General features: G+C 62.4%; 17 protein-coding genes. 4 read left to right on the forward strand and 13 right to left on the reverse strand.

From position 1 onward, the window contains the following. From AC3VI7_RS06210 to AC3VI7_RS06235, 6 genes are all read right to left on the reverse strand, one after another. Positions 1 to 572: lysophospholipid acyltransferase family protein (locus AC3VI7_RS06210; protein WP_489671428.1), on the reverse strand; the 572-nt coding region annotated here is incomplete at its 3' end. 17 nt (positions 573 to 589) lie between these two features. Continuing rightward, positions 590 to 1900 carry a dihydroorotase gene (locus AC3VI7_RS06215; protein WP_489669148.1) on the reverse strand — a complete coding sequence of 437 codons (1311 nt, stop codon included), beginning with the start codon at positions 1898 to 1900 and terminating at the stop codon, positions 590 to 592. Beyond that, a complete protein-coding gene (locus AC3VI7_RS06220) occupies positions 1897 to 2859 on the reverse strand; it encodes an aspartate carbamoyltransferase catalytic subunit (protein WP_489669149.1) in 963 nt (320 codons plus the stop codon). The genes AC3VI7_RS06215 and AC3VI7_RS06220 overlap by 4 nt, the downstream gene beginning before the upstream one ends. Beyond that, positions 2859 to 3362, reverse strand: coding sequence for a bifunctional pyr operon transcriptional regulator/uracil phosphoribosyltransferase PyrR (pyrR, locus tag AC3VI7_RS06225; protein ID WP_489669150.1), 504 nt, complete (start codon positions 3360 to 3362; stop codon positions 2859 to 2861). The genes AC3VI7_RS06220 and pyrR overlap by 1 nt, the downstream gene beginning before the upstream one ends. After that, the gene (ruvX, locus tag AC3VI7_RS06230; protein ID WP_489669151.1) at positions 3359 to 3787 is read right to left on the reverse strand and encodes a Holliday junction resolvase RuvX; all 429 of its coding nucleotides are present in this window, start codon (positions 3785 to 3787) and stop codon (positions 3359 to 3361) included. The genes pyrR and ruvX overlap by 4 nt, the downstream gene beginning before the upstream one ends. Next, entirely contained in the window at positions 3784 to 4383 is a 600-nt protein-coding gene (locus AC3VI7_RS06235) for a YqgE/AlgH family protein (protein ID WP_489669152.1), read from the reverse strand. Before AC3VI7_RS06235 ends, ruvX begins: the two co-directional genes overlap by 4 nt. Positions 4384 to 4417: 34 nt before the next feature. Between AC3VI7_RS06235 and AC3VI7_RS06240 the strand changes: the two genes are divergently transcribed. Next, entirely contained in the window at positions 4418 to 5890 is a 1473-nt protein-coding gene (locus tag AC3VI7_RS06240) for a cryptochrome/photolyase family protein (RefSeq protein WP_489669153.1), read from the forward strand. Here the strand turns inward: AC3VI7_RS06240 and AC3VI7_RS06245 are convergent. From AC3VI7_RS06245 to AC3VI7_RS06270, 6 genes are read right to left on the reverse strand one after another with little or no spacing between them, the layout of a single operon-like run. Next, positions 5877 to 12737: a hybrid sensor histidine kinase/response regulator gene (locus AC3VI7_RS06245; protein WP_489671188.1), complete on the reverse strand. Its 6861-nt coding sequence runs from the start codon at positions 12735 to 12737 to the stop codon at positions 5877 to 5879. The two genes, AC3VI7_RS06240 and AC3VI7_RS06245, sit on opposite strands and share 14 nt — an antisense overlap. Before the next feature lie 42 nt (positions 12738 to 12779). After that, the gene (locus tag AC3VI7_RS06250; RefSeq protein WP_489669680.1) at positions 12780 to 15158 is read right to left on the reverse strand and encodes a methyl-accepting chemotaxis protein; all 2379 of its coding nucleotides are present in this window, start codon (positions 15156 to 15158) and stop codon (positions 12780 to 12782) included. Between the two features lie 52 nt (positions 15159 to 15210). Further along, complete coding sequence (locus tag AC3VI7_RS06255; protein WP_489669681.1) at positions 15211 to 15753, reverse strand: chemotaxis protein CheW; 543 nt, start codon at positions 15751 to 15753, stop codon at positions 15211 to 15213. A gap of 8 nt (positions 15754 to 15761) precedes the next feature. Continuing rightward, positions 15762 to 16127, reverse strand: a complete 366-nt coding sequence (locus AC3VI7_RS06260; RefSeq protein WP_369417640.1) for a response regulator — start codon at positions 16125 to 16127, stop codon at positions 15762 to 15764. A gap of 52 nt (positions 16128 to 16179) precedes the next feature. Then, complete coding sequence (locus AC3VI7_RS06265; RefSeq protein ID WP_489669693.1) at positions 16180 to 16590, reverse strand: response regulator; 411 nt, start codon at positions 16588 to 16590, stop codon at positions 16180 to 16182. A gap of 53 nt (positions 16591 to 16643) precedes the next feature. Beyond that, positions 16644 to 16796, reverse strand: a complete 153-nt coding sequence (locus tag AC3VI7_RS06270) for a rubredoxin (protein WP_489669682.1) — start codon at positions 16794 to 16796, stop codon at positions 16644 to 16646. A 210-nt stretch (positions 16797 to 17006) separates the two neighbouring features. Between AC3VI7_RS06270 and thiD the strand changes: the two genes are divergently transcribed. The 3 genes from thiD to AC3VI7_RS06285 are packed head-to-tail and all read left to right on the forward strand — an operon-like array spanning position 17007 to position 20090. After that, on the forward strand, positions 17007 to 17954 hold the full coding sequence (gene thiD / locus AC3VI7_RS06275; RefSeq protein ID WP_489669683.1) for a bifunctional hydroxymethylpyrimidine kinase/phosphomethylpyrimidine kinase: 948 nt from the start codon (positions 17007 to 17009) through the stop codon (positions 17952 to 17954). After that, positions 17944 to 19236, forward strand: coding sequence for a glutamate-1-semialdehyde 2,1-aminomutase (hemL, locus tag AC3VI7_RS06280; protein WP_489669684.1), 1293 nt, complete (start codon positions 17944 to 17946; stop codon positions 19234 to 19236). The genes thiD and hemL overlap by 11 nt, the downstream gene beginning before the upstream one ends. Beyond that, the gene (locus AC3VI7_RS06285; protein WP_489669685.1) at positions 19236 to 20090 is read left to right on the forward strand and encodes a D-hexose-6-phosphate mutarotase; all 855 of its coding nucleotides are present in this window, start codon (positions 19236 to 19238) and stop codon (positions 20088 to 20090) included. Before hemL ends, AC3VI7_RS06285 begins: the two co-directional genes overlap by 1 nt. Here the strand turns inward: AC3VI7_RS06285 and AC3VI7_RS06290 are convergent. Further along, the gene (locus tag AC3VI7_RS06290; RefSeq protein WP_489669686.1) at positions 20077 to 21141 is read right to left on the reverse strand and encodes a 6-phosphofructokinase; all 1065 of its coding nucleotides are present in this window, start codon (positions 21139 to 21141) and stop codon (positions 20077 to 20079) included. The two genes, AC3VI7_RS06285 and AC3VI7_RS06290, sit on opposite strands and share 14 nt — an antisense overlap. Positions 21142 to 21184: the final 43 nt, after the last annotated feature.

A 21184-nucleotide genomic window follows, 5' to 3' on the forward strand; every position in this document is an offset into this window, starting at 1 on the left:
GCCACCGCCGGGCTGACCGCATGCTGCGCGTCGCTGTAACGCAGCACCACCGGCTGCAAAGGGGCCTCAGCCGCAATCGCGGCTTGCAAGAGGTTCGCATGGAGGGGCAGCAGGCCGTGGCCGGTGGACGTGGTGCCTTCCGGGAACACCGCCACCGTATCGCCGGCACGCAAGGATTGGGCCATGTGATGCACCACCCGCAGGGCATCGCGCGGCTTTTCGCGCTCGATGAACAAGGTGCCGGCCCCGGCCGCCAGCTTGCCCATCACCGGCCAGCGATGCACCTCGGCCTTGGCCACAAAACGCGCTTGGGGACAGACGGCGTGGATCGCCATCACATCCAGCCATGAGACGTGGTTGGCCACGATCAGGCAGGCCCCTTGCGGCCACGTCCCGCGTGTTTGTAGCGAAACACCCAGCACCGCCAGCAGTTGCGCCGACCAGCGCTGGATGAACGCATGACGGGCCACAAGATCGGCGCTCGGGATGTGCCGAGCCATGATCCAAGCCGCCTGCATCACCAGCATCCAACAACGCAGCAACCGCATCCAAGCCCGCACCCAAGCACGCATCAAGCGACCTTTATCTTTCAGCCTTGGCGGGTGTAGGCCACCGTGCCTGCCACCACCGTGGCGCGCACGCGGCCCGGCAAGGCCATGCCGGTGTGCTCAAACGCAAAGGGCGTGGACTTGCCTTGGCTGGCCAAGAGATCGGGGGACACCTGCCAATAGACGCTCGGGTCAAAGACACAGACATCGGCCACGCCGCCTTCGACCAAGCGGCCGGCGCTGGACACCAGCGAGCCCAAGGCGTCGCCCAGCACGCGCACCGGCTCGCACGTCACGCGGGCCAAGGTCTGCGGCAGGCTCAAGCCGGCGTCTTCGCCCCAACGAAGGGCGAGGCTCAGCAACAGCTCCAGCCCCGTGGCTCCGGGTTCGGCTTCGCCAAAAGGCAGGCTCTTGGCGTCGCCTTCGACCGGGGTGTGATCCGAGACCAGGGCGTCGAGCGTGCCGTCGATCAAGGCAGCGCGCAGCGCGTCGCGGTCGCGCCCCTGACGCAGCGGCGGTGTCAAACGCATGGCCGAGTTGAAGTAGCCGATGTCCACGTCGGTGAGGTGCAGCGAATTGATGCTGACGTCGGCCGTCACCGCCAAACCCTCCGTCTTGGCCGCGCGCACCAAGGCGATGCCCGCCGCGCTCGACAACCGGCACAGATGAACCCGCGCGCCGGTGCTGCGCATCAGCTCAAAGATGGTGTGCAAGGCGATGGTTTCGGCCGAGACCGACACGCCCGACAGCCCAAGACGGGTGGCGACTGAGCCGCTGGCGGCCACGCCCTTGCCGAACCACGGATCTTGCGGGCGCAGCCACACCGTGTAGCCGTGGGTCGCGGCGTACTGCATGGCGCGCATCAGCACGGTGGTATCGCGGATCGAGACATCGGCCTGCGAAAAGCCCACGCAACCCGATTCGGTCAACTCGACCATTTCGGTCAGCGTCTCGCCCTTCAAGCCACGGGTCAGCGCGCCCAGCGGAAAGAGCCGCGCAAGGCTCAGCTTGCGGGCGCGGAACTTGAGCATCTCGACCAAGCCCGGCTCATCCAGGGTCGGATCGGTATCGGGCGGACACACCAAGCTGGTCACACCGCCGGCAGCGGCCGCGTTCAGCTCGCTCTCCAACATGCCTTCGTGCTCGTGCCCCGGCTCACGCAAGCGCGCGGCCAGATCGACCAAACCGGGGGCCACCACGCAGCCGCTGGCGTCGATGACGCGATCCGGGCGGAAATCGGGGCTGACTTGGCCGATGGCCAAGATGCGCCCGGCGGCAATCAGCACATCGGCACGTTCATCGCGCCCGCTGGCGGGGTCAATGACCCGGCCGTTCTGAATCAGGATCTTCATGCCTCGTTCCCCGCAATCGTGGACATCACCGCCATGCGCACCGCGATGCCGAACGTCACCTGCGGCAGGATCACGCTGTGGCTACCGTCAGCCACCGCGCTGTCGATCTCCACGCCCCGGTTGATCGGGCCAGGGTGCATGACAATGGCGTCCGGCTTGGCCAGCGCCAGCTTGGCGGGCGTCAGGCCAAAGGTTTTGAAATACTCGCCCGCGCTGGGCAGCATCGCGCCGCTCATGCGCTCGTTTTGCAAGCGCAGCATGATGATCACGTCGGCGTCCCGGATGCCTTCGTCCATGCTGTGGCAAACGCGCACGCCCATCTCGCGCAAGTCGCCCGGCACCAAAGTCTTGGGGCCCACGGCGCGGATATCGGGCACGCCCAAAATGGTCAGCGCATGGATGTCCGAGCGCGCCACGCGGCTATGCACGATGTCGCCCACGATGGCCACCGACAAGTTGGAGAAGTCCTTCTTGTAGTGCCGAATGGTGTACATGTCCAAAAGGCCCTGCGTGGGATGCGCATGGCGGCCATCGCCGGCGTTGACCACATGGACATGCGGCGCGCAGTGCTGGGCGATCAAGTACGGCGCACCCGACTCGCTGTGGCGCACCACAAACATATCGGCGTGCATGGCCGAGAGGTTGGCGATGGTGTCGAGCAAGCTTTCGCCCTTGGCGGCACTGCTCTTGGCGATGTCGAGGTTGATGACATCCGCGCTGAGGCGCTTGGCGGCGATCTCAAAGGTGGTGCGGGTGCGGGTGCTGTTCTCGAAGAACAGGTTGAACACCGACTTGCCACGCAACAGCGGCACCTTTTTGACTTCCCGGTCGTTGACCGAGAGAAAGGTGCCGGCGGTGTCGAGAATCTGGGTCAAGACCGCCTTGGGCAGGCCTTCGATGGAAAGCAGGTGAATCAGCTCACCGTGCTTGTTCAGTTGGGGATTGCGGCGCGAAAGCATCAAGCGGCCTCTTGGATCGAAAAAGTGAAACTACCCTCGCCCGCCCGGGCCAGCGCGAGCTTTTGGCTGGGCGGCAAGGCCAGTTTGGCGGCGGCAAAAGCGGGCTGGATCGGCAACTCACGCCCACCCCGGTCCACCAGCACCGCCAACTGCACCGAAGCGGGTCGGCCATAGTCGAACAGCTCGTTGACCACCGCCCGGATGGTGCGGCCGGTGTAGAGCACATCGTCGATCAAGATGATGTGGCAGCCATCGATGGCAAAAGGCAGGTGGGTCGAATCGGCCCCAAGCGCCAAACCCCGCGCACCAAAGTCGTCGCGGTGCAAGCGGCTGGAAATGACCCCGGGCGCGTTTTTCAGGGCCAAGTCACGCGCCAAACGCTCAGCCAGCCAAGCACCGCCTGACCAGATACCCACCAAAGCGCTGTCGGGCTGCAACAGCGCGCGCACGCCTTGGCGCAATTCGGCGTAAAGCGCCTCGGCATTGATCTGCAAAAGACTCATCGCATCGCCTCTTTCAGGATCTGTTCGTTGAAAAATTGTTCCAGCAGCAAGGCTGCGGCTGCGGCATCGGCGTCTTTGGCCCCTTGGGACAAAACCTCGACGGTGCTGTAACGCTCATCGACCTCGAACACCGGCAGTCGAAAGCGGCCGTGCAGCTGCCGGGCAAAACGCCGGGCGCGCAAGGTGTTGTCGTGCTCGGCACCGTCCGGATGGAAGGGCACGCCGACCACCAGCGCATCGGGTTGCCACTCCGTGATCAGCTTGGCGATGGGCGCGAAGCGAGCATCCCCTTCGGCTTTCACGGTCGTCAGCGGTGTCGCCATGCCCAGCAAGCGCTGACCACGCGCCACCCCGGTGCGCTTGAGCCCGTAGTCGAACGCCAGAAAAGCTTGCAGCCGGCCCAGCTCCGGCGGTGTCCCCGTCATGCGTGGCCGACGTCTTGGGACAGCATGGCCGGATCAATGCCGAGCAAGGCCAAAGCGCGCGCGTAGCGATCTTCAGCAGCGGTCTCGAAGATCACGGCCGCGTCGGCGCTGACCGTCAGCCAGCCGTTGCGTGAGATTTCATCTTCGAGTTGGCCCGCACCCCAGCCGGCGTAACCCAGCATCACCACCGCTCGCTTGGGACCGGCACCTTGAGAGAGCGCTTCAAGGACATCGCGGCTGGCGGTCATCTCCAAGCCACCAGGGACCGTGAGTGATGAAGCGTAGTGCCCGCCCTCTTCCGCCAGCCGGTCATGCAGCACAAAGCCGCGTTCAGTCTGCACCGGCCCGCCAAAGTAGACCGGCTGCTCAGCCAAGTCGTCGCGCGCCAAGCTCAGATCAACGCGTTCGAAGAGGTTGCGCAGATTGAGGTCGATGGGGCGGTTGATCACCAGCCCCAGGGCACCTTTTTCGGTGTGCTCACACAAGTACACCACCGCCCCCGCGAAGGTTTCATCCGCCATACCGGGCATGGCAATCAGAAACTGATTGGCGAGATTGGTCGAGGTGACAGTAGAGGTAGATCGGGGCCCTGACATGCGCCGATTGTAGCGATCCCTCACACTCTCACCCATGCCCCACACCCTCGACATCCTCGACCGTGCCTTGGTCTGGTTTCGGCGCGATTTGCGTCTCAACGACCACACCGCCCTGCGTCACGCCCTGCAACGCGCTCGCCAAGTCTGGTGCGCTTTTGTCTTCGACAGCGACATCCTGAACGACCTGCCCCGCGCAGATCGACGGGTCGATTTCATCCACGCCAGCTTGGTCGAACTCGATCAAACTCTGCGCGCTCAAGGCGGCGGCCTGATCGTGGTTCATGGTTCAGCCCGCACGGCTCTACCGCGCTTGGCCGAACAACTCGGTGTGCAAGCGGTGTTCATGAACCGCGACGATGAACCCGACGCACTGCGCCGGGATGCCCATGTCCGGGGCGACCTGGCCAACCACGGCATCGCGCTCTACAGCGATAAAGACCAAGTCGTCTTCGAGCGCGATGAGGTGCTGAGCCTCAGCGGCACGCCCTACAACGTCTTCACGCCCTACAAAAACGCTTGGCTCAAGCGCTATGAAGCGCTCCACCCCGCTCAACCTGAACCACAACCGCCCTTCGGCCAACTTGCAGCCCCGCCTGCGGCGCTGCACAGCATGCCTTCATTGGCGGACTTGGGCTTTGAGCCCGCGCCGATCCCGCATCTGCCCAGCGGATCTTCGGGGGCGCAGCAGCTGCTGAGCAACTTTCTGGCGCGCATCGACCGCTATGACCAAACGCGCGACTTTCCAGCCCTGAAAGGGCCGAGCTACTTGAGCGTGCATTTGCGCTTTGGCACCGTCTCGATTCGGGAGCTGGTGCGACTCAGCCATGCACGCGCCAAGACCGGCTCACGCGGGGCCGAAGTTTGGCTTTCAGAGCTGATTTGGCGCGAGTTCTACATGCAGGTGCTCTATCACCACCCGCATGTGGTCGAGCGCTGTTTTCAACCCGCCTGCGACGCGCTGCGCTGGGACCATGGTCGGCACGCTGAGGCGCTATTTGTCGCCTGGTGCGAGGGCCGCACCGGCTATCCCCTAGTGGACGCCGCGATGCGCCAGATCAACCAAACGGGCTACATGCACAACCGCCTGCGCATGGTCACGGCCAGCTTTTTAACCAAGGATCTGGGCCTCGACTGGCGACGCGGCGAAGCCTACTTTGCGCGCCACCTGAACGACTTTGACTTGGCGGCCAACAACGGCGGCTGGCAGTGGGCGGCGTCCACCGGCTGCGACGCGCAGCCCTACTTTCGGATCTTTAACCCCGTGAGTCAGAGCGAGAAGTTTGACCCCGAAGGGCGCTTTATCCGGCGCTACGTGCCAGAACTCAGTGCGCTGCCCGATGCGGCGCTGCATGCGCCGTGGCGCTACCCGGTGGATTTGGCTGCTGCTGGCATCCAGCTGGGCCAACACTACCCCGAGCCGGTGGTGGACCATGAGCAAGCGCGCCAGAAAACCCTGGCGCGCTTTGCCAAAATCAAACCGACCCCACCCGTCGTCAAGTCGGTTTGACAGGGGTCGGGGGCAGGCCGGCGTAGCGACGCACCAATCCGAGCAGTTCCTTGTCGTCGTAGGGTTTGCCCAAGTAATGATCCGCCCCCAACTGGGTGGCGTGCTCGCGGTGCTTTTCAGCGATCCGCGAGGTGATCATCACCACCGGCAGGGACTTGAGGTTGGCGTCGTTGCGGATGTTGCGCAGCAGATCGAAGCCGTCCATGCGCGGCATCTCGATGTCCGAGAGCACGATGTCGGGCCGCTGGCCGGCCAAGAATTCGAGCGCTTCGAGCCCATCTTTGGCCAATTCGACCCGGAAGCCTTCACGCTCGAGCAAGCGCTTGGTCACGCGTCGCACGGTGAGCGAATCGTCCACCACCAACACGGTGGCATGGTGCTGAGCCTCGGAAGCGGCCTTGCGTACTTCCAACGCCGAGGCCGTGGCCGTAGCCATCGCCCCTTGCTGCGCGGCGTGATGGGCTTGGGTACCGTAGAACGCCGCCAAAGCCACTGGGTTGTAGATCAAGGCCACTTCGCCGGAGGCCAGCAACGTCATGCCGGCCAAACCCGGCAGCCGTGAAAGTTGCGGCCCCAAATTCTTGACCACCACTTCGTGATTACCCAGCAGTTCATCGACATGCAGCACCACGCGCTGTTGGGCCGAACGCACCACCACAATCGACTGGGTCTTGGTGGAAGATTCTTCCTCGCTGCGCGCGCTGTAGCCGAGCAAGCCGCCCAGCCAGAAGAATGGCAGCTTGGCGTTATCAAAGGCAAACCAACCGCTTTGATAGGCCACCGCCAACGCCGCTGCACCCGGGCGCTCAATCTTCTCGATCAGGTTGGAGGGCATCGCCACGGTTTTGGCACCGACACGCAACATCACGATCTGGCTCACCACCGTGGTGACGGGCAACACCATCTTGAAGCGCGTGCCCTGACCCGGCTGGGTGTCGATTTCAATGCGACCGCCCAGCGAGAAGATGTCAGCCCGCACGACATCCATGCCCACGCCGCGTCCAGCCAACTCGGTCACCACCGATTGCGTGGACAAGCCAGGCGCAAAGATGAACTGACTCAAATCGGCATCCGAAATCACCGCGTCGGTGCGCAACAAGCCCATGCTGATGGCCTTCTCGCGAATCCGGGGCAAATCCAAACCGGTGCCATCGTCATGGATCTCGACGGTGACTTCACCGCCTTCTTGGCTGGCGCTGACCACGATGCTGCCGACCGCCGGTTTGCCCGCAGCCACCCGCAACGACGACGGCTCGATGCCGTGCGTCACACAATTGCGCAGCAAGTGCTCAAAAGCCGGCACCATGCGATCCAGCACGCTGCGATCCACCTCGATGGAGCTGCCGGTGATGTCTAAGCGCACTTGCTTGCCGGTTTCCTTGGCCGCTTGGCGCACCAAGCGATAGAGCCGGTCTGAGAGGCTGTCGAACTCGACCATGCGGGTGCGCAACAAATCGCTTTGCAACTCACGCGTCAACCGGGCTTGGGTCGCCAGCTCGTCCTCGACCACCTGCAAGGTGCGCTGCAAGGCGCTGCGCACGGTGCCGACGTCGTTGACCGACTCGGCCATCATGCGTGTCAACTCTTGCAGCCGGGTGTAGCGATCCATCTCCAGCGAGTCGAAGGCTTGGTCGGCCACCCGGAAAGCTTCGCGGCGTGATTCGAGCTGCGTATCGGCCTGAATCGTGATGTCGTTCAACTGACGGTGGAGCCGCTCTAAGTTGTCCGACAAGTCGGTCAAGGCACCCCGGAACTGACCCACCTCGGTCTCGACGCGCGAGCGATTGATATTCACTTCGCCCGACAGATTGACCAAGCGATCCAGCAATTGGGCCCGCACCCGAATCGGCTGAAGATTACCCACCGGACGATCCGGCGCGGTGGTCGGAGCCGCCGCCATTTGCTGCTGGGTGAATTGCGACCAATCCACCGGGGCCGTGAGGGGCACCACCACTTGGGTGGCCGGCGCAGCGGCCAGCGTGGGTGCCGACATAGGTACTGCGGCAGGCACAGGCGCAGGAGCCGGCGGCGATGCCAACGAGGCCAACGACACCATCGAAGCGACCGGCACCACCACCGTCGGCGAGGGATCCGACTTGGCAAAAACGGGTGGCGCGTCATAAAGACCCGCCAGCATGGTGTAGCTCTCTTGCCGAACGTTGATGCGACGCAGCACTTCAAAAGCGTTGGCCAGCACATCCAAACGTTGCTGCAAGGTATCGAGGTCATCCACCGACACCACACCGCCCGCAAGCAGCCGTTCGATGGCCGACTCGAAGCGATGCGCTTTTTCACCCAGCCGCATCGCGCCTGAGAGGCGCGCGCCGCCCTTGAAGGTGTGCAGCGAACGCATGCAAGCCATCGCGGCGGTGCTGTTGGCCGGGTCGGCCTGCCAAGCACGCAACTGCTCAGCCAGCACCGGGATCAGCTCATCGGCCTCTTCGACAAAGATCTGGAACAGCTGATCATCGACCACATCTTCGTGGTCGATGGGGCCATCTTCATGATCGAACAGGGCCACCACATCAGAGTCGATGTCCTGGGCCTTCTCGGGCTCAGGCGTATTGCCCGTATTGTCCGGCGGCGGCGCGGCAGCATCTTCGGTCACCCCCAAGTCGATCTGGATGTCCGTATCGAAGGTGAGATCAAGATCAAGCGGCCAAGACAACATGGTCTCGCCGGCGACTGCATGCGCCGGGAAAGCACCGTAGTCGCTCAGCGCCGGTGCTGGCGCTGGTGCCAACACAACCGTAGGTGTGTCCGCAACGTGTTCGGGTTCGAACCAAGCCCCCGACTGCGTCACCGGCTCAGAGAGATCCACGAGTTCGACCGAATCGACCGATGTGGCCGAATCAGCGATCTGCACAGGCTCCGCCACCGAGGTGGAGAAATCACTCCACATGCCGGTGTCGATCACGACATCCGGCAAGACAAACTCACCGTCTTCGTCGGGCGTGATCGCGCTATCACTCAGCTCAGCAGCTTGCTCAGCGGCTCGTTCAGCAGCGCGGGCGGCGGCAACATCAACGTCATGCGCGCACCCCTTCAAGCGACCAAACAACCCTGCGGGCGGCACCTGCAAGAAACCAGCGGCGAACTGATGCAACAAACGCCGAACTTCATCACCGACGTCGATGAACAGAGTCGCCTCTTCAAGGCGTCCGGCGGTGTTGCGCGCATTGACCCGGTCAATGGCATGTTCAAGCTCACGCGCCAATTGCGACAAATCGGTAAAGCCCACCGCCGCCGAATTACCCGCCAGCTTATGGGCCGAGGACGCAGCGAGTGCTCCGGTGGGACGGTGCAACTCTAGGGCCCATTCAGCCAGCTCGGTACTGAGCCGCCGCGACAACTCATCGGCTTCGTTCAAGTAAATGTTGAACAGCGGGATCGGCAGACGCAGAGAGCCAATAACACGGACTTGCTCATCATCATCATCACCGGACTCGTCCTCAAAGGCATCCTCCGCCTGCTCAGCCACCACCTTGGGTTCTGGCGGAGCAGGTGCGGCAAGTGCAGCAAGTGCAGCAGGTGCGGTGGGATCGGCGGCAAAGAAGGCATCGAAATCCGTGACATCGAGATCAATCGGTGGCACCAACAAGGTTTCACCGAGCACCGCAGCCATCGGGTCATCCACCGGATCATCCCGACCCGAGGGCACAGGTGCTAACGCGGGAGCCAACGCAGGAGCCTCTGAGAGATCCGACAGATCAGCCAGCTTGGACAAGCCTTCCAGCGGCGGAAGACTAAACAATTCACTGGCCACGGTTTCTGCGGTCGAGGCGGCGGTAGCTTGGGCCGGCTCGTCGATCCACTCACCCAGTTGCGACAACCCGCTCAGGGAGGGGAAGTCGGTATGAACATGCGACTCACGACTGATCAAACCCGAAGACACTGAGCCCGAGGCGGCGTGAGGGATCGGATCCAGCAACTCACCCAACTGCGACAAGCCTTGAAGCTCGGGCAGATCGGACATATCCAAATCGACCGGCCCAGTGGCGTGCCGGGCGGATACGGGGGACGTTGCAGAGAGATCCGCCAGTTGCGACAAGCCAGACAAGGCGGGGAAATCGGTCTCATGATCGGCCTCCGGGATCGCCGCAGGCAGCTCTTCAGCCACCGCAGCCGGCGGCAAATCAGCCAGACCGCTCAACTGCGACAAGCCACTCAGCACCGGCAAGTCCACCCACGCCGGGATGTCCGCCACCGCTTCGGCTGCCATCTCAGGCACCACATCCGGCACCATTTCTGGCTCAACGGCCGCAACAACGTCCGCCGTGCCCAGATCAAAATCCAGATCCACAGGGGGCATCGCTGGTGCAACACGCCACGGAGATGCTGCGGGTGGGATTTCATCCAACGGGGCGGGCTGGGTGGGCTCCAACGCCTCCATCACCGGCCGGTCGTCATCGGCAAAGGCGACGTCCAGATCCAGCACATCCACATCAAGCGGCTGCACATCAGGCACCATCGCCGCCGGCATGCCAGATGGCGTGGGCACATGGATACGCAGCAGCTCACCGGCCAAACGCAAGCTATCGGCGGCGGCGATCACCCCATCGGGCAAGAAATCAGCCGCATGACGCTCAGCAATGGCCTCCGTCCAAGCACCAAAATAAGTCAGCGCATCACCCGTCAAGGTCTGCAACTCATGCGCACTTGACGAGGGCTCCGCCTGCCACTTGTTGTAAAGCTGCTCGCAGGACCAAGCCGCATCGCCGAAGTCGGTCAAGCCCACCATGCGTGAGCTGCCCTTGAGGGTATGGAAAGCGCGCCGCAGCGGCGTCAACAAGCCCATGTCATGCGATGACTGCGACCAAACCCGAAGGGCTTTGTGCCCATCGGCCACCACTTCGCGCGCCTCCTCAAGGAAGATCTCGCGCATTTCTGCATCGCCATCCTCCTCCTCGGCTGGGCTTGGCACCGGAGCGATAGGTGCAGGTGCAGGTGCAGGTGCAGGTGCAGGTGCAGGTTGGGGTGGCGGTGGCGGTGGCGGTGGCGGTGGCGGAACAACCACAGCTTCAAGCACGGGCACAGCACGTGGCACGACTGGAACGGGTGCGGGTGCGGGCGGTGGCTCCTCAACCACTTGGCGGCCCATCACTGGGGCAAGCACACCTTTGATCGGATCAAAAACAAACAGCGAGCGCGCCATCTGTGGCTGCACGGCCAGCATGTCGATCAGGAAACCCAACACCCCGAGGTTGTCAGCCAAACGCTGAAAACCACTTTGCACATCGTCAGTGGCCCCTTCTTGGACACGGCGGATCAGCGCTTGAATGTCTTCGCGCATACGCACGACCGTCTGAGAGCCCGGATCGACCCCCAACACCGACAACACACCACGCATCGCCGTCAGATGCACCGGCACATCCACCAAGGGAGCGGGATCGGTGGGATGGCGGAAGAAGCGATCAATCTGCTGCTCAACGTCAGACAGCGATTGGCGCAGCTCCTTGACGACGGTATTCATGGTCTGGCGGTTGGAGATGCGCCGATAGAGCTCCTCCATCCAGCTTTCCACCGCGCCAGCGGAACGCCCGCGAATCACGCTGTCGAGCCGACTGGCCAGCGTCGCCATGCGACCACTCAGCTCAGGCGCATCGAAATCAGCCTCCTCCATCGAGGCTTCGAGATACAGCAAACTGGTGGCCACTTCCATGGCCAGCTCAGGAGCGGGTTTGGCCGCAGCCGCCACCGTGCGAGACACCGCCGAAAGCAAGGCCGCCACGAAGGTCTCGCTGTTCGGATACAGCCGTCGAATCGAGTCACCGATCAGCGCAAACAGCTCGTTGAGCGCCCCGATACGCTGCAACTCATCCGCAGCGACGGCCGCCCAGACTTCCTTGGCCGACTCCACCCGCTTGAGCCCTTGCTGGACCAAAACGGGATCAAAACGACCCAAGCTGGGCTGTAAATAATCCACCCCAGCGATGTTGTTGCCACGCTCTTGCAAGGCATAGGCCGCATAGACCGCAGCCAACACTGGCGTCTGAACCGGGTCGATCTTGGTAGCACGAGCACAGAAAAACAGCAGATCCTGCGCCAAACGATCCGAAACCGAGCGCTCACCTTTGATCATGGCGCGCAGCTGGCCCATCACCCGCGAGGCGGTGCGTTTGGTAAACAGATCGGGAGTCAGTTGACCCCAAGCCCAAGCCTCAAAGAAAGCACTGGCAATGCGCCACGAGGTGGCGGCATGCGAGGAATCTGCCGTCGAAGCCAAGCCTTGGCAGAGCATGGCCAAGGAACGCGCACCTTCGGTGGCATCCGAGCGCACCACCGATAGCAAGCGCTTTTCAAAAGCACCCAAGATGACTTCATCGGGCGCACGGGGCGGCTTGGTTGGCCCCTCAATGGCCCGCCATTCCCACTCGAAATCCCACAAATCAGCGGGATGGATCCGGTCCGAACCCACCGCTTCAAGCAACACCCGCAACTGCGGAAACAAAGCCAGCGGTGTCGTGGGCTTGCCCGCCAAGAGGCGCGCCAGATAATCCATCAAGGCAAAGGTTGCACGCTCAATGGCCGCCACCCCTTCGGCATTGAGCCGATAAGGTTTGCCGACATAGCGCTGCACCATGGCCTCACAGGCGCGCAACAACTGCGCCCCTTCGGGGATGTTGATCAGCTCAAGCGCACCCACCCCTTGATGGATGTGCTGGCGCGCATGGCGCAAGACAGCGGGTTCAACATCATCAAGATCCGACGCGGTGGTCGTCTCCGAATCCCTGAGATAACGCCGAAGCGCCTTGTGCGCCGTCTCCAGCGTCTTGCGCAACTCCTCCTGAACCCAGGCGATAGCGCTGAGATCGGCGGATGCGACAGTGTCGTTGTGCGATTGCATCGAAGCTGAGTGTGGCAAGACCGCCGTGCCTTGGATCGGCGATCAGCTGATTTTGAAACGAGACACCGACTGGCGCAGCTCTTCAGCTGTGCGAGAGAGCTGACGCACCAATTGGGCCGTCGATCGAGTGCCTTCACCTGTCTGCTCGGTGACGGCAAAAATATGCTGGATATTGGAAGCCACCACGTTGGCCGAATCGGCCTCGCGTCGCGCTTGGGCTGAAATTTCCTCGATCAACTCGGCCAGTTGCCGAGAGACCCGGTCGATCTCAGCCAAAGCAGTGCCCGCGTTGTCGGACAATTTAGCCCCCTCCACCACGCCTTGGGTCGAGCGCTCCATGGCCGCGACGGCATCAGCGGTGTCGGTCTGAATGGTCTTGACCAAGGCCGCAATGGCGCGCGTGGCATCGGCCGAACGTTCGGCCAGTCGCTGCACTTCTTCCGCCACCACCGAAAAGCCCCGCCCGGCATCCCCGGCCGAAGCCGCTTGGATGGCGGCATTGAGCGCCAAAACGTTGGTCTGCTCCGTGATGTCAGAAATCATGTCGGTGATCTCCCCAATCTCTTGCGACGATTCACCCAAGCGTTTGATGCGCTTGGACGTTTCTTGGATTTGATCACGGATCATGTTCATGCCGCTGATCGTATCCAACACCGCCGTCAAACCAGAGGTCGCAGCCGACAGCGACTGCCGAGCCACTTCAGCCGATTGCTGAGCTTGGGCGGAGACCCGTTGAATCCGGCTGGCCATTTGCAACACGGCTTCGCCTGTTTCACGAATTTCACGCAATTGCTCATCAGAAGCCGCGAGCAATTCGGTCGAGGTCGTTTCAACTTGCTGCGTGGTTTCAGTCACCCGTGACGCCGTCCCTTGGACTTGTGAGACGAGCGAACGCAGCTCTTCGACGGTGTAGTTGACCGAGTCGGCAATCGCCCCGGTGATGTCTTCGGTCACGGTGGCTTGTTGGGTCAGATCGCCCTCAGCCACCGACTGCAACTCATTCATCAGCCGCAGAATAGCCGCCTGATTGGCATCGTTGACACGTTTGGCCTCGCGCTGCTGACGCTCGGCTTCTTGGCGCTGTTCTTCGGCAAACGCGGCACGCTGATGTTGATCGCGGGTGAAGACAAGCAACAAGCCCACCCCACCCATGACGCCCAAGGACAAAGACAAGCCAAAGAGAATCAGATGGAACCAACTCAACCCACCCGCCGAGGTCAGTCGGGCCTGCACGGCTTCCAAGCCTCGGCGCAAGGGGTCGCCGTCGTTGAGCAACTCTACTTGCGCTTGGCTGGCACGCACCAACCCATCGCGGCTACTCAAAATGGCTGTCGCACGATCACGGATCAGCTTGAAGTCTTTGATGAGCTGCTGCAAATACTCGCGGGTCTGTTGGTCACGCGTGGGCTGAAGCCGCATCTCGCTGTTGCCATCAAGCAACCCTTGCGCCACATCACGAAAGGTATTGAGATCCTTACCCAGCAGAAATAACGCGCCAAAGGCCCCGCCCTCACCCTCGGATTCGTTGGGCCCAGCCCCCGGAGAAGACGCGGCGCTGGCGTTGGTCACGCCCTGAATATTCAATGCCTCGTTGGCTGACTTGCCGATCCGCTGCGTCAACATCACGAGTTGTCCAGCGGCAGCCACTTCGGCCGAAGAACCGCCTTCTTGGAGCTTGAGCGAGGCCACGGTCTCCGCCACCTCAAGCAACTCGGAGGATTTCTTGCTGATCGTGCGCAGCGACTGGCCCACCAAGGTCAAAACGCGTTCACCATCAAGCACGATACGGACTTGTTTTTCGGCCTTGTCCACCATCGGCTGCAAAGGCTCAAGCAACGTCTGGACCGAGCCAGAAACAGCCTCTAGGCCCATGTCGGAAGCCCCGCTGCGCAGACCACGCACATTCTTGGTCAGCGCCTCAATGGATTCACGCACTTCATCAAAGGCGCGAGGCTCACCCGCCAAAGCCTGCAAAACCGATTTAGAAAGTCGTTGAGATTGGGTCAAGGCCCGACCGACCGCAGACACTTGCGCGGCACTTTCGCTCAGGGTCATCACAGCCAATACCGAGGCAAGCACCAAGCCAAAGACACCGCTCGTCAGCAAACTGGCCAGCAAGCGCTGTTGACGTTCAGCGGGCCAATGGCCGATCAGCGGCAAAGCAAAATCGCCGCCCAACCAGCGAGCCAACCGACCTTGGCCCCAATCAGGGCGTTCTTTCGGGGCACGCCTTGACTTGGCGCTCTCCACCGACGCTTCCGCCTCAGTAATCAGTCCACCCGCATGTCCGGTGTCCATACCAAGCAGGCCATTGCCCGTCCCGGTTTCGGCCACAGCAAAGCCATCGGTGAAGCCGACATCATCTTGCCCGGCATCGTCTTTACGCCGAACCAAGCGTTTCAGGTTATCCAACAGACTCATGAAGCCCTCGTCCCAGCTTGGATCTTCAGCGAAAAGCTGCTTTCGGACAAGCTCATGCGCGGTCCAAGATATGCAAGAAGCGCTCGTCGCGCGCCAGCAACGCCAGACGCAACTCTTGCCAGACCCGCCCAGCTTCGTCCCGATACAGCGCACTGGCAAAAGCGGGGTGAGCGGTACTGCTGGCGGATTCAGGCTCAGGGGTCAACTGTGCCGGATTGCGCAGCCCCGCCAAGCGATCCACCAACAGCGCCACATTGGTTTCTAGGCTGGGGTTGAAGGCCACCAGCCGGACTTGGGCTTGATCACGACCGGGCTGTGTACGCTCCGTTCGCAAACCCAAAAAGCCACCCAGATCCACCACACCTGACAACGTGCCACGCAGATTGGCCACACCCATGAACCAAGCTTGGGTGTGGGGTACGGTCACCAAGGTGGTGACGGGGAAAATCTCACCCGACTCGGCCAACGGCAGTAGAAAAGGCCGACCGGCACTTTCGACTGCGAGCCAACCCACCGTGTTCGACGCCGACCGAACAGCTTGCAGCTTCTCGGTTAGACGTCCTTGCAGTTCCATCAGGGCTTCTTTTTGCGTCATCGCTCGCCTCAACCAAAGGCGCGAATCTTGCGCAACAACTCATCCGGATTGATGGGCTTGACGACGTAATCGCGGGCACCTTGACGCATGCCCCACACCTTGTCGGTTTCTTGATTCTTGCTGGTACACATGATCACAGGCACATCGGCATAACGGGGATCACGGGTGATAGCACGCGTCAACTGGAAGCCATTCAGCCCAGGCATCACCACATCCATGAGGATCAGATCGGGTTTTTCTTCGCTGATGCGGCGCATGGCATCGTTACCATTTTCGGCGGTCCGAACCCGAAAACCACGCTTGGTCAGCAGCTCAGAGAGGACGTACAACTCCGTCTTTGAGTCATCCACCAGCAAGATACTCTGAATCGACATGGACTACCTCTGACCCTTGGTCACTTCGTTTCAGACAGGAACATCATGGGCCTCATGACGCACGACGGTACTGCGCCACCGTCTGCAACAGTTGGTCTTTGGTGAAAGGCTTGGTCAGGTAATCCTCTGAACCCACCATGCGGCCACGTGCTTTGTCAAATAAACCGTCTTTAGACGACAACATGATGACGGGCACACTCGAAAAACGAGGGTTGCGCTTGATGATGGCACAGGTTTGATAGCCATCTAGGCGCGGCATCAGGATGTCGCAAAAAATGAGATCCGGCTGGGTGTCATTGATTTTGGCCAGCGCATCAAAACCATCCTCCGCCAAGACCACTTCACAGTGACCCTGTTTGAGAAAAATCTCAGCACTGCGACGGATGGTGTTGCTGTCATCAATCACCAGCACCCGCATCACGCCACCCACTTGCCCTGTTTTTGCACTGGGCGAGAGCGTCATTTCATCCACCACCACGATTCCTCCATTCGGCCAACCCTCAGGATACGACTGGACTAGATCTGGATCATTTCAAAATCTTCTTTGCGGGCACCGCATTCTGGACAAGTCCAGTTCATGGGCACGTCAGCCCACGCCGTACCGGGCGCAAGCTTGTGCTCGGGAGCACCCGCAGCCTCGTCATAGATCCAGCCACAGATTAAACACATCCAAGTATGCATAAGGGATACACGCATGGCCCGCCTAAGAAGCGAGCTTGTCTACAATGACGGAGGATTGTAGCGACAGCCTTTGCATGATGAGCAAAGGTTCGTGGGCACCTACACAACATCCTTTCGTTCATGGCGAACGAAAGACTGCCGCCCAACGCACCATACAAGGACATGCTGATCGGTCCCTGACCGATCGCATCACAGCTGATGAGCCCTGCACCGACTCCCGTTCTCCCCGAAGACCCGACCGCCGAGCTTTCCCAAGCTCCCGTGTGTGTGCTGACGTTCAATGCCAGTGATGCCACCGGAGCTGGCGGGCTGGCGGGCGACATTGCCACGATGGCCGCCATGGGTGCCCATGCCTTGCCAGTGGTGACCACGATCCTGATGCGCGATACCAGCGAGATCTTCGATCAGACCCTGATCGACGCTGAAGCCGTGGTCGAACAGGCCCGCACGGTGCTGGAAGACATCACCATTGCCGCATGGAAAGTTGGTTTTTTGGGCTCGGCCGAAACCATCGGCTCGGTGGCCGAGGTGCTGTCCGACTACCCCGATGTGCCGCTCATCACCTACTTGCCCAACCTGAGTTGGATCGACGACGAAGATCAGTTTCAGTCCTACCACGACGCGCTGCGCGAACTGGTGCTGCCGCAGACCGAAGTGTTGGTCGGCAACCACAAGACGCTCACCGATTTCCTTCTGCCCGACTGGGAATCCGAACGCACGCCCTCCGTGCGTGAACTGGCTGTGGCCGCTGCCGAGCACGGCACGCGCCATGTGCTCGTCACCGGCTTGCAGCCTCAGGGCAAGCCGAACAACCAAATCGATAACATCCTTGCCTCCCCCCAAGGGGCCATCGCGGGCGAGAAGTTCGAGCGTTTTGAGACCTCCTTCGTCGGTGCCGGCGACACCTTGTCCGCCTCGATCGCCGCCTTGATCGCCACCGGATTGGATCTGCCCACCGCTGTGGCCGAAGCCTTGGCGTTCCTCGACCAAGCGCTTGATGCTGGCTTCCGCCCCGGCATGGGCCAGGTCATTCCTGACCGCTTCTTCTGGGCCCTGCCTGAAGAAGACGCCGACGCCGAAGCGGGTGAAGAAACCCCCGATGACCGCCTTTCCGACTCTGCCCCCAGCCCTCGCCATGTCCACTAATCAGCAGCTCTTCGACCGCGCCAAGATCTCCATCCCTGGCGGCGTCAATTCGCCCGTACGGGCTTTCCGTGCCGTCGGTGGCACCCCGCGCTTCATCACCCGGGCCCAAGGGGCCTACATGTGGGATGCCGAAGGGCAGCGCTACATCGACTACATCGGCTCTTGGGGCCCGATGATCCTCGGCCACGGTCACCCAGCGGTGCTGGACGCAGTGCGTAAAGCCATCGAAGAAGGCTTCAGCTTTGGCGCGCCGACCGAGCGTGAGATTGAGCTGGCCGAAGAGATCCTGAGCTTGGTGCCGTCGTGCGAACAGATCCGTCTGGTCAGCTCCGGCACCGAAGCCGGCATGAGCGCCATCCGCTTGGCGCGCGGTGCCACCGGACGCAGCAAGATCATCAAGTTCGAGGGCTGCTATCACGGCCACGCCGACGCCTTGCTGGTCAAAGCCGGCTCAGGTCTGGCGACCTTCGGCCACCCCACCAGCGCCGGCGTGCCTGCCGAGGTGGTGCAGCACACCTTGGTGCTCGAATACAACAACGTCGAGCAGATCGAAGAAACCTTCCGCACCCAAGGCGACGAAATCGCCTGCGTGATGATCGAGCCGATCGCCGGCAACATGAACTTCGTGCGCTCCAGCGTGCCCTTCGTCAAGCGCATCCGCGAACTCTGCGACCAGCACGGCGCGTTGTTTGTGTTTGACGAGGTGATGTCGGGCTTTCGCGTCGCGCTCGGCAGCGCCCAGAGCCTCTACGCCGAACTGATCCCCGGTTTCCGCCCTGATCTAAGCGTCTTCGGCAAGGTCATTGGCGGCGGCATGCCGCTGGCAGCCTTCGGCGGCCCGCGCCGCATCATGGAGCAGCTCGCACCACTGGGCCCGGTCTACCAAGCTGGCACGCTCTCGGGCAACCCGGTGGCCACCGCCTGCGGTCTGGCCACGCTGCGTGAGATCAAGAAGCCCGGCTTCTTTGAAGCCCTCTCGGCCCGCACGGCGCAGCTCGCCCACGGCTTGCAAGCTGCCGCTCAAGCGGCCGGTGTGCCGCTGGTCAGCGAATGCCAAGGCGGCATGTTCGGCTTTTTCTTTGCCTCCGAGCTGCCGCAGAACTACAACGTCGTGATGGCAACCGACAAGGAGCGCTTCAACCGCTTCTTCCACGGCATGCTGGATCGCGGCGTCTACTTGGCCCCCGCGCTGTACGAAGCCGGCTTTGTGAGCGCTGCCCACACGGCTGAGGACATCGACGCCACGCTGGCCGCCGCCCGCGACGTGCTGGCTCAGCTTTGATGAACGCTGCCACCCACCTCGGCCCCAGTGCTTTGGCCGATGCACCGGCCGTGAAACTGCGCTCGCCCGATGGTGCCCGCGCCACCATCTTGCTTCACGGAGCCCACCTCGTTGCGTGGCAACCGGCAGGCGGCGAGGAGCAGCTTTATCTCTCGCCCCTCACCGACTGCGCGCCCGGCAAGGCAGTGCGCGGTGGCGTGCCGGTGATCTTTCCGCAGTTCTCTGACCAAGGCCCCGGGCGACGCCACGGCTTTGCCCGTTTGCACGCTTGGACGCTCGAAGAAACTGGGGTGCGCGGCGAGCACGCCTTTGCCGTTCTCTCGCTCCAAGACAACGACGCTACCCGCGCTGAATGGCCGCACGCCTTCAGCTTGGAGCTGACCGTCAGCATTTCGAAGCAACGCATCGACATCGAACTGGCCGTCAACAACCCCGGCGAGACCAGTTTTGACTTCACCGCCGCGCTGCACACCTACTTGCGCTGCGACAACGTGCTCAAGGCGCAAGTCGAAGGGCTGCAAGACTGCACCTACGAAGACAAGCTCCAAGGCACCACCCGCCAGCAATGGACCGATGTATGCAGCATGACCCAAGCCACCGACCGCATCTACTGGGCCGCCCCGCAGCCGCTGCTGCTGCGCGGTCTTGGTCAAAAGGTGCGCGTCGGCTGGGAGGGTTTTGAAGACGCCGTGATCTGGAACCCCGGCCCCGAGGCCTGCGCCCGCATGGCCGACATGCCTCCCGAAGGCTGGCGCGACATGATCTGCATCGAAGCCGCCCGCATCGCCAACCCCGTCATGCTCGCCCCCGGTGGCGAATGGGTCGGCATGCAGACGATGCTCAAGGTCGGCTAAGTTCCCCAAACGACACCCCGATCTCGCGGGCACAGACCCACAAGGGGTGGGTGGGGGCGACGAGGCGGTTGCGGCCGGCGACGTGGTTGAGGGGGACGCTGCCGAGCTGTCCGCCTTGGAGCGTCACCATCTGGCCCCATTGCTGGTCGCGGACCAAGTGGGCCGCGTGGTGGCCGTAGAGGGTGGCAAGCACACGATCAAACGGCGTGGGCGAGCCGCCACGCTGGACGTGGCCCAACACGGTGGCGCGCACCTCGCTGCGCAGATGGGGTTGGAGTTGTTCGCGCAAGGCGTGCGCCACGCCACCCAAGCGGATCGGATCGGGTGAGGCCTCGATGCGCCGGTCCACCGTCCAAGTGCCGCCCACGGGCTTGGCGCCTTCGGCGATGCAGATCACGGTGAAACGCTGGCGCGATTCGCGCTCGCGGCACACGGCGGCGACGGTCTCGATGTCGTACTCGGCTTCCGGGATAAGGATGATGTCCGCCGCCCCAGCCACCCCGGCTTCCAACGCAATCCAGCCGGCGTAGCGCCCCATGGTCTCGACGATCATCACGCGGCCATGGCTTTGGCCCGTGGTTTGAACCCGTTCCAGCGCTTCAGTCACGGTGGCCACGGCGGTGTCGAAGCCAAAGCTGCGCTCGGTGCCTTCGATGTCGTTGTCGATGGTCTTGGGCACGCCCACCACCGGCAAACCCAGACGGCCCATGCGCTCGGCAATCGTCATCGTGCCGTCACCACCGATCACCACCAAGCCATCCAGCCCCAACTCAGCGGCGTAGGCCATGACAGCGGGTGACACATCCTGCCCTTGCCACGCAAAAGGCGTGGCGCTGTTGCTGGTGCCCAAAATCGTGCCGCCGGTGGCCAAAATGCCGCCCACCGCGCGCCAATCAAGCGGCCGCACCCGGCGCTCAATCAGGCCCAGAAAACCGTCCTCGATGCCGATCACCTCGGCACTGCACAAGTTGATAAGCGACTTGGTGACCGAGCGAATCACCGCGTTAAGGCCGGGGCAGTCGCCGCCGCCGGTAAGCAAACCGATGCGCATGGGAGATCCGAAAACGAAGGGGTCATCAGTCTAGTCGCCCCGT

The sequence above is a fragment of the Leptothrix toolikensis (SeqCode) genome, assembly GCF_057922285.1.

What these genes read in the sequence shown, in the direction of transcription:
- AC3VI7_RS06215 (WP_489669148.1), bottom strand. Translation starts at nt 1,900, where the DNA reads ATGAAGATCCTGATTCAGAACGGCCGGGTCATTGACCCCGCCAGCGGG.
- AC3VI7_RS06220 (WP_489669149.1), bottom strand. Translation starts at nt 2,859, where the DNA reads ATGCTTTCGCGCCGCAATCCCCAACTGAACAAGCACGGTGAGCTGATT.
- pyrR (WP_489669150.1), bottom strand. Translation starts at nt 3,362, where the DNA reads ATGAGTCTTTTGCAGATCAATGCCGAGGCGCTTTACGCCGAATTGCGC.
- ruvX (WP_489669151.1), bottom strand. Translation starts at nt 3,787, where the DNA reads ATGACGGGGACACCGCCGGAGCTGGGCCGGCTGCAAGCTTTTCTGGCG.
- AC3VI7_RS06235 (WP_489669152.1), bottom strand. Translation starts at nt 4,383, where the DNA reads ATGTCAGGGCCCCGATCTACCTCTACTGTCACCTCGACCAATCTCGCC.
- AC3VI7_RS06240 (WP_489669153.1), top strand. Translation starts at nt 4,418, where the DNA reads ATGCCCCACACCCTCGACATCCTCGACCGTGCCTTGGTCTGGTTTCGG.
- AC3VI7_RS06245 (WP_489671188.1), bottom strand. Translation starts at nt 12,737, where the DNA reads ATGCAATCGCACAACGACACTGTCGCATCCGCCGATCTCAGCGCTATC.
- AC3VI7_RS06250 (WP_489669680.1), bottom strand. Translation starts at nt 15,158, where the DNA reads ATGAGTCTGTTGGATAACCTGAAACGCTTGGTTCGGCGTAAAGACGAT.
- AC3VI7_RS06255 (WP_489669681.1), bottom strand. Translation starts at nt 15,753, where the DNA reads ATGACGCAAAAAGAAGCCCTGATGGAACTGCAAGGACGTCTAACCGAG.
- AC3VI7_RS06260 (WP_369417640.1), bottom strand. Translation starts at nt 16,127, where the DNA reads ATGTCGATTCAGAGTATCTTGCTGGTGGATGACTCAAAGACGGAGTTG.
- AC3VI7_RS06265 (WP_489669693.1), bottom strand. Translation starts at nt 16,590, where the DNA reads ATGACGCTCTCGCCCAGTGCAAAAACAGGGCAAGTGGGTGGCGTGATG.
- AC3VI7_RS06270 (WP_489669682.1), bottom strand. Translation starts at nt 16,796, where the DNA reads ATGTGTTTAATCTGTGGCTGGATCTATGACGAGGCTGCGGGTGCTCCC.
- thiD (WP_489669683.1), top strand. Translation starts at nt 17,007, where the DNA reads ATGAGCCCTGCACCGACTCCCGTTCTCCCCGAAGACCCGACCGCCGAG.
- hemL (WP_489669684.1), top strand. Translation starts at nt 17,944, where the DNA reads ATGTCCACTAATCAGCAGCTCTTCGACCGCGCCAAGATCTCCATCCCT.
- AC3VI7_RS06285 (WP_489669685.1), top strand. Translation starts at nt 19,236, where the DNA reads ATGAACGCTGCCACCCACCTCGGCCCCAGTGCTTTGGCCGATGCACCG.
- AC3VI7_RS06290 (WP_489669686.1), bottom strand. Translation starts at nt 21,141, where the DNA reads ATGCGCATCGGTTTGCTTACCGGCGGCGGCGACTGCCCCGGCCTTAAC.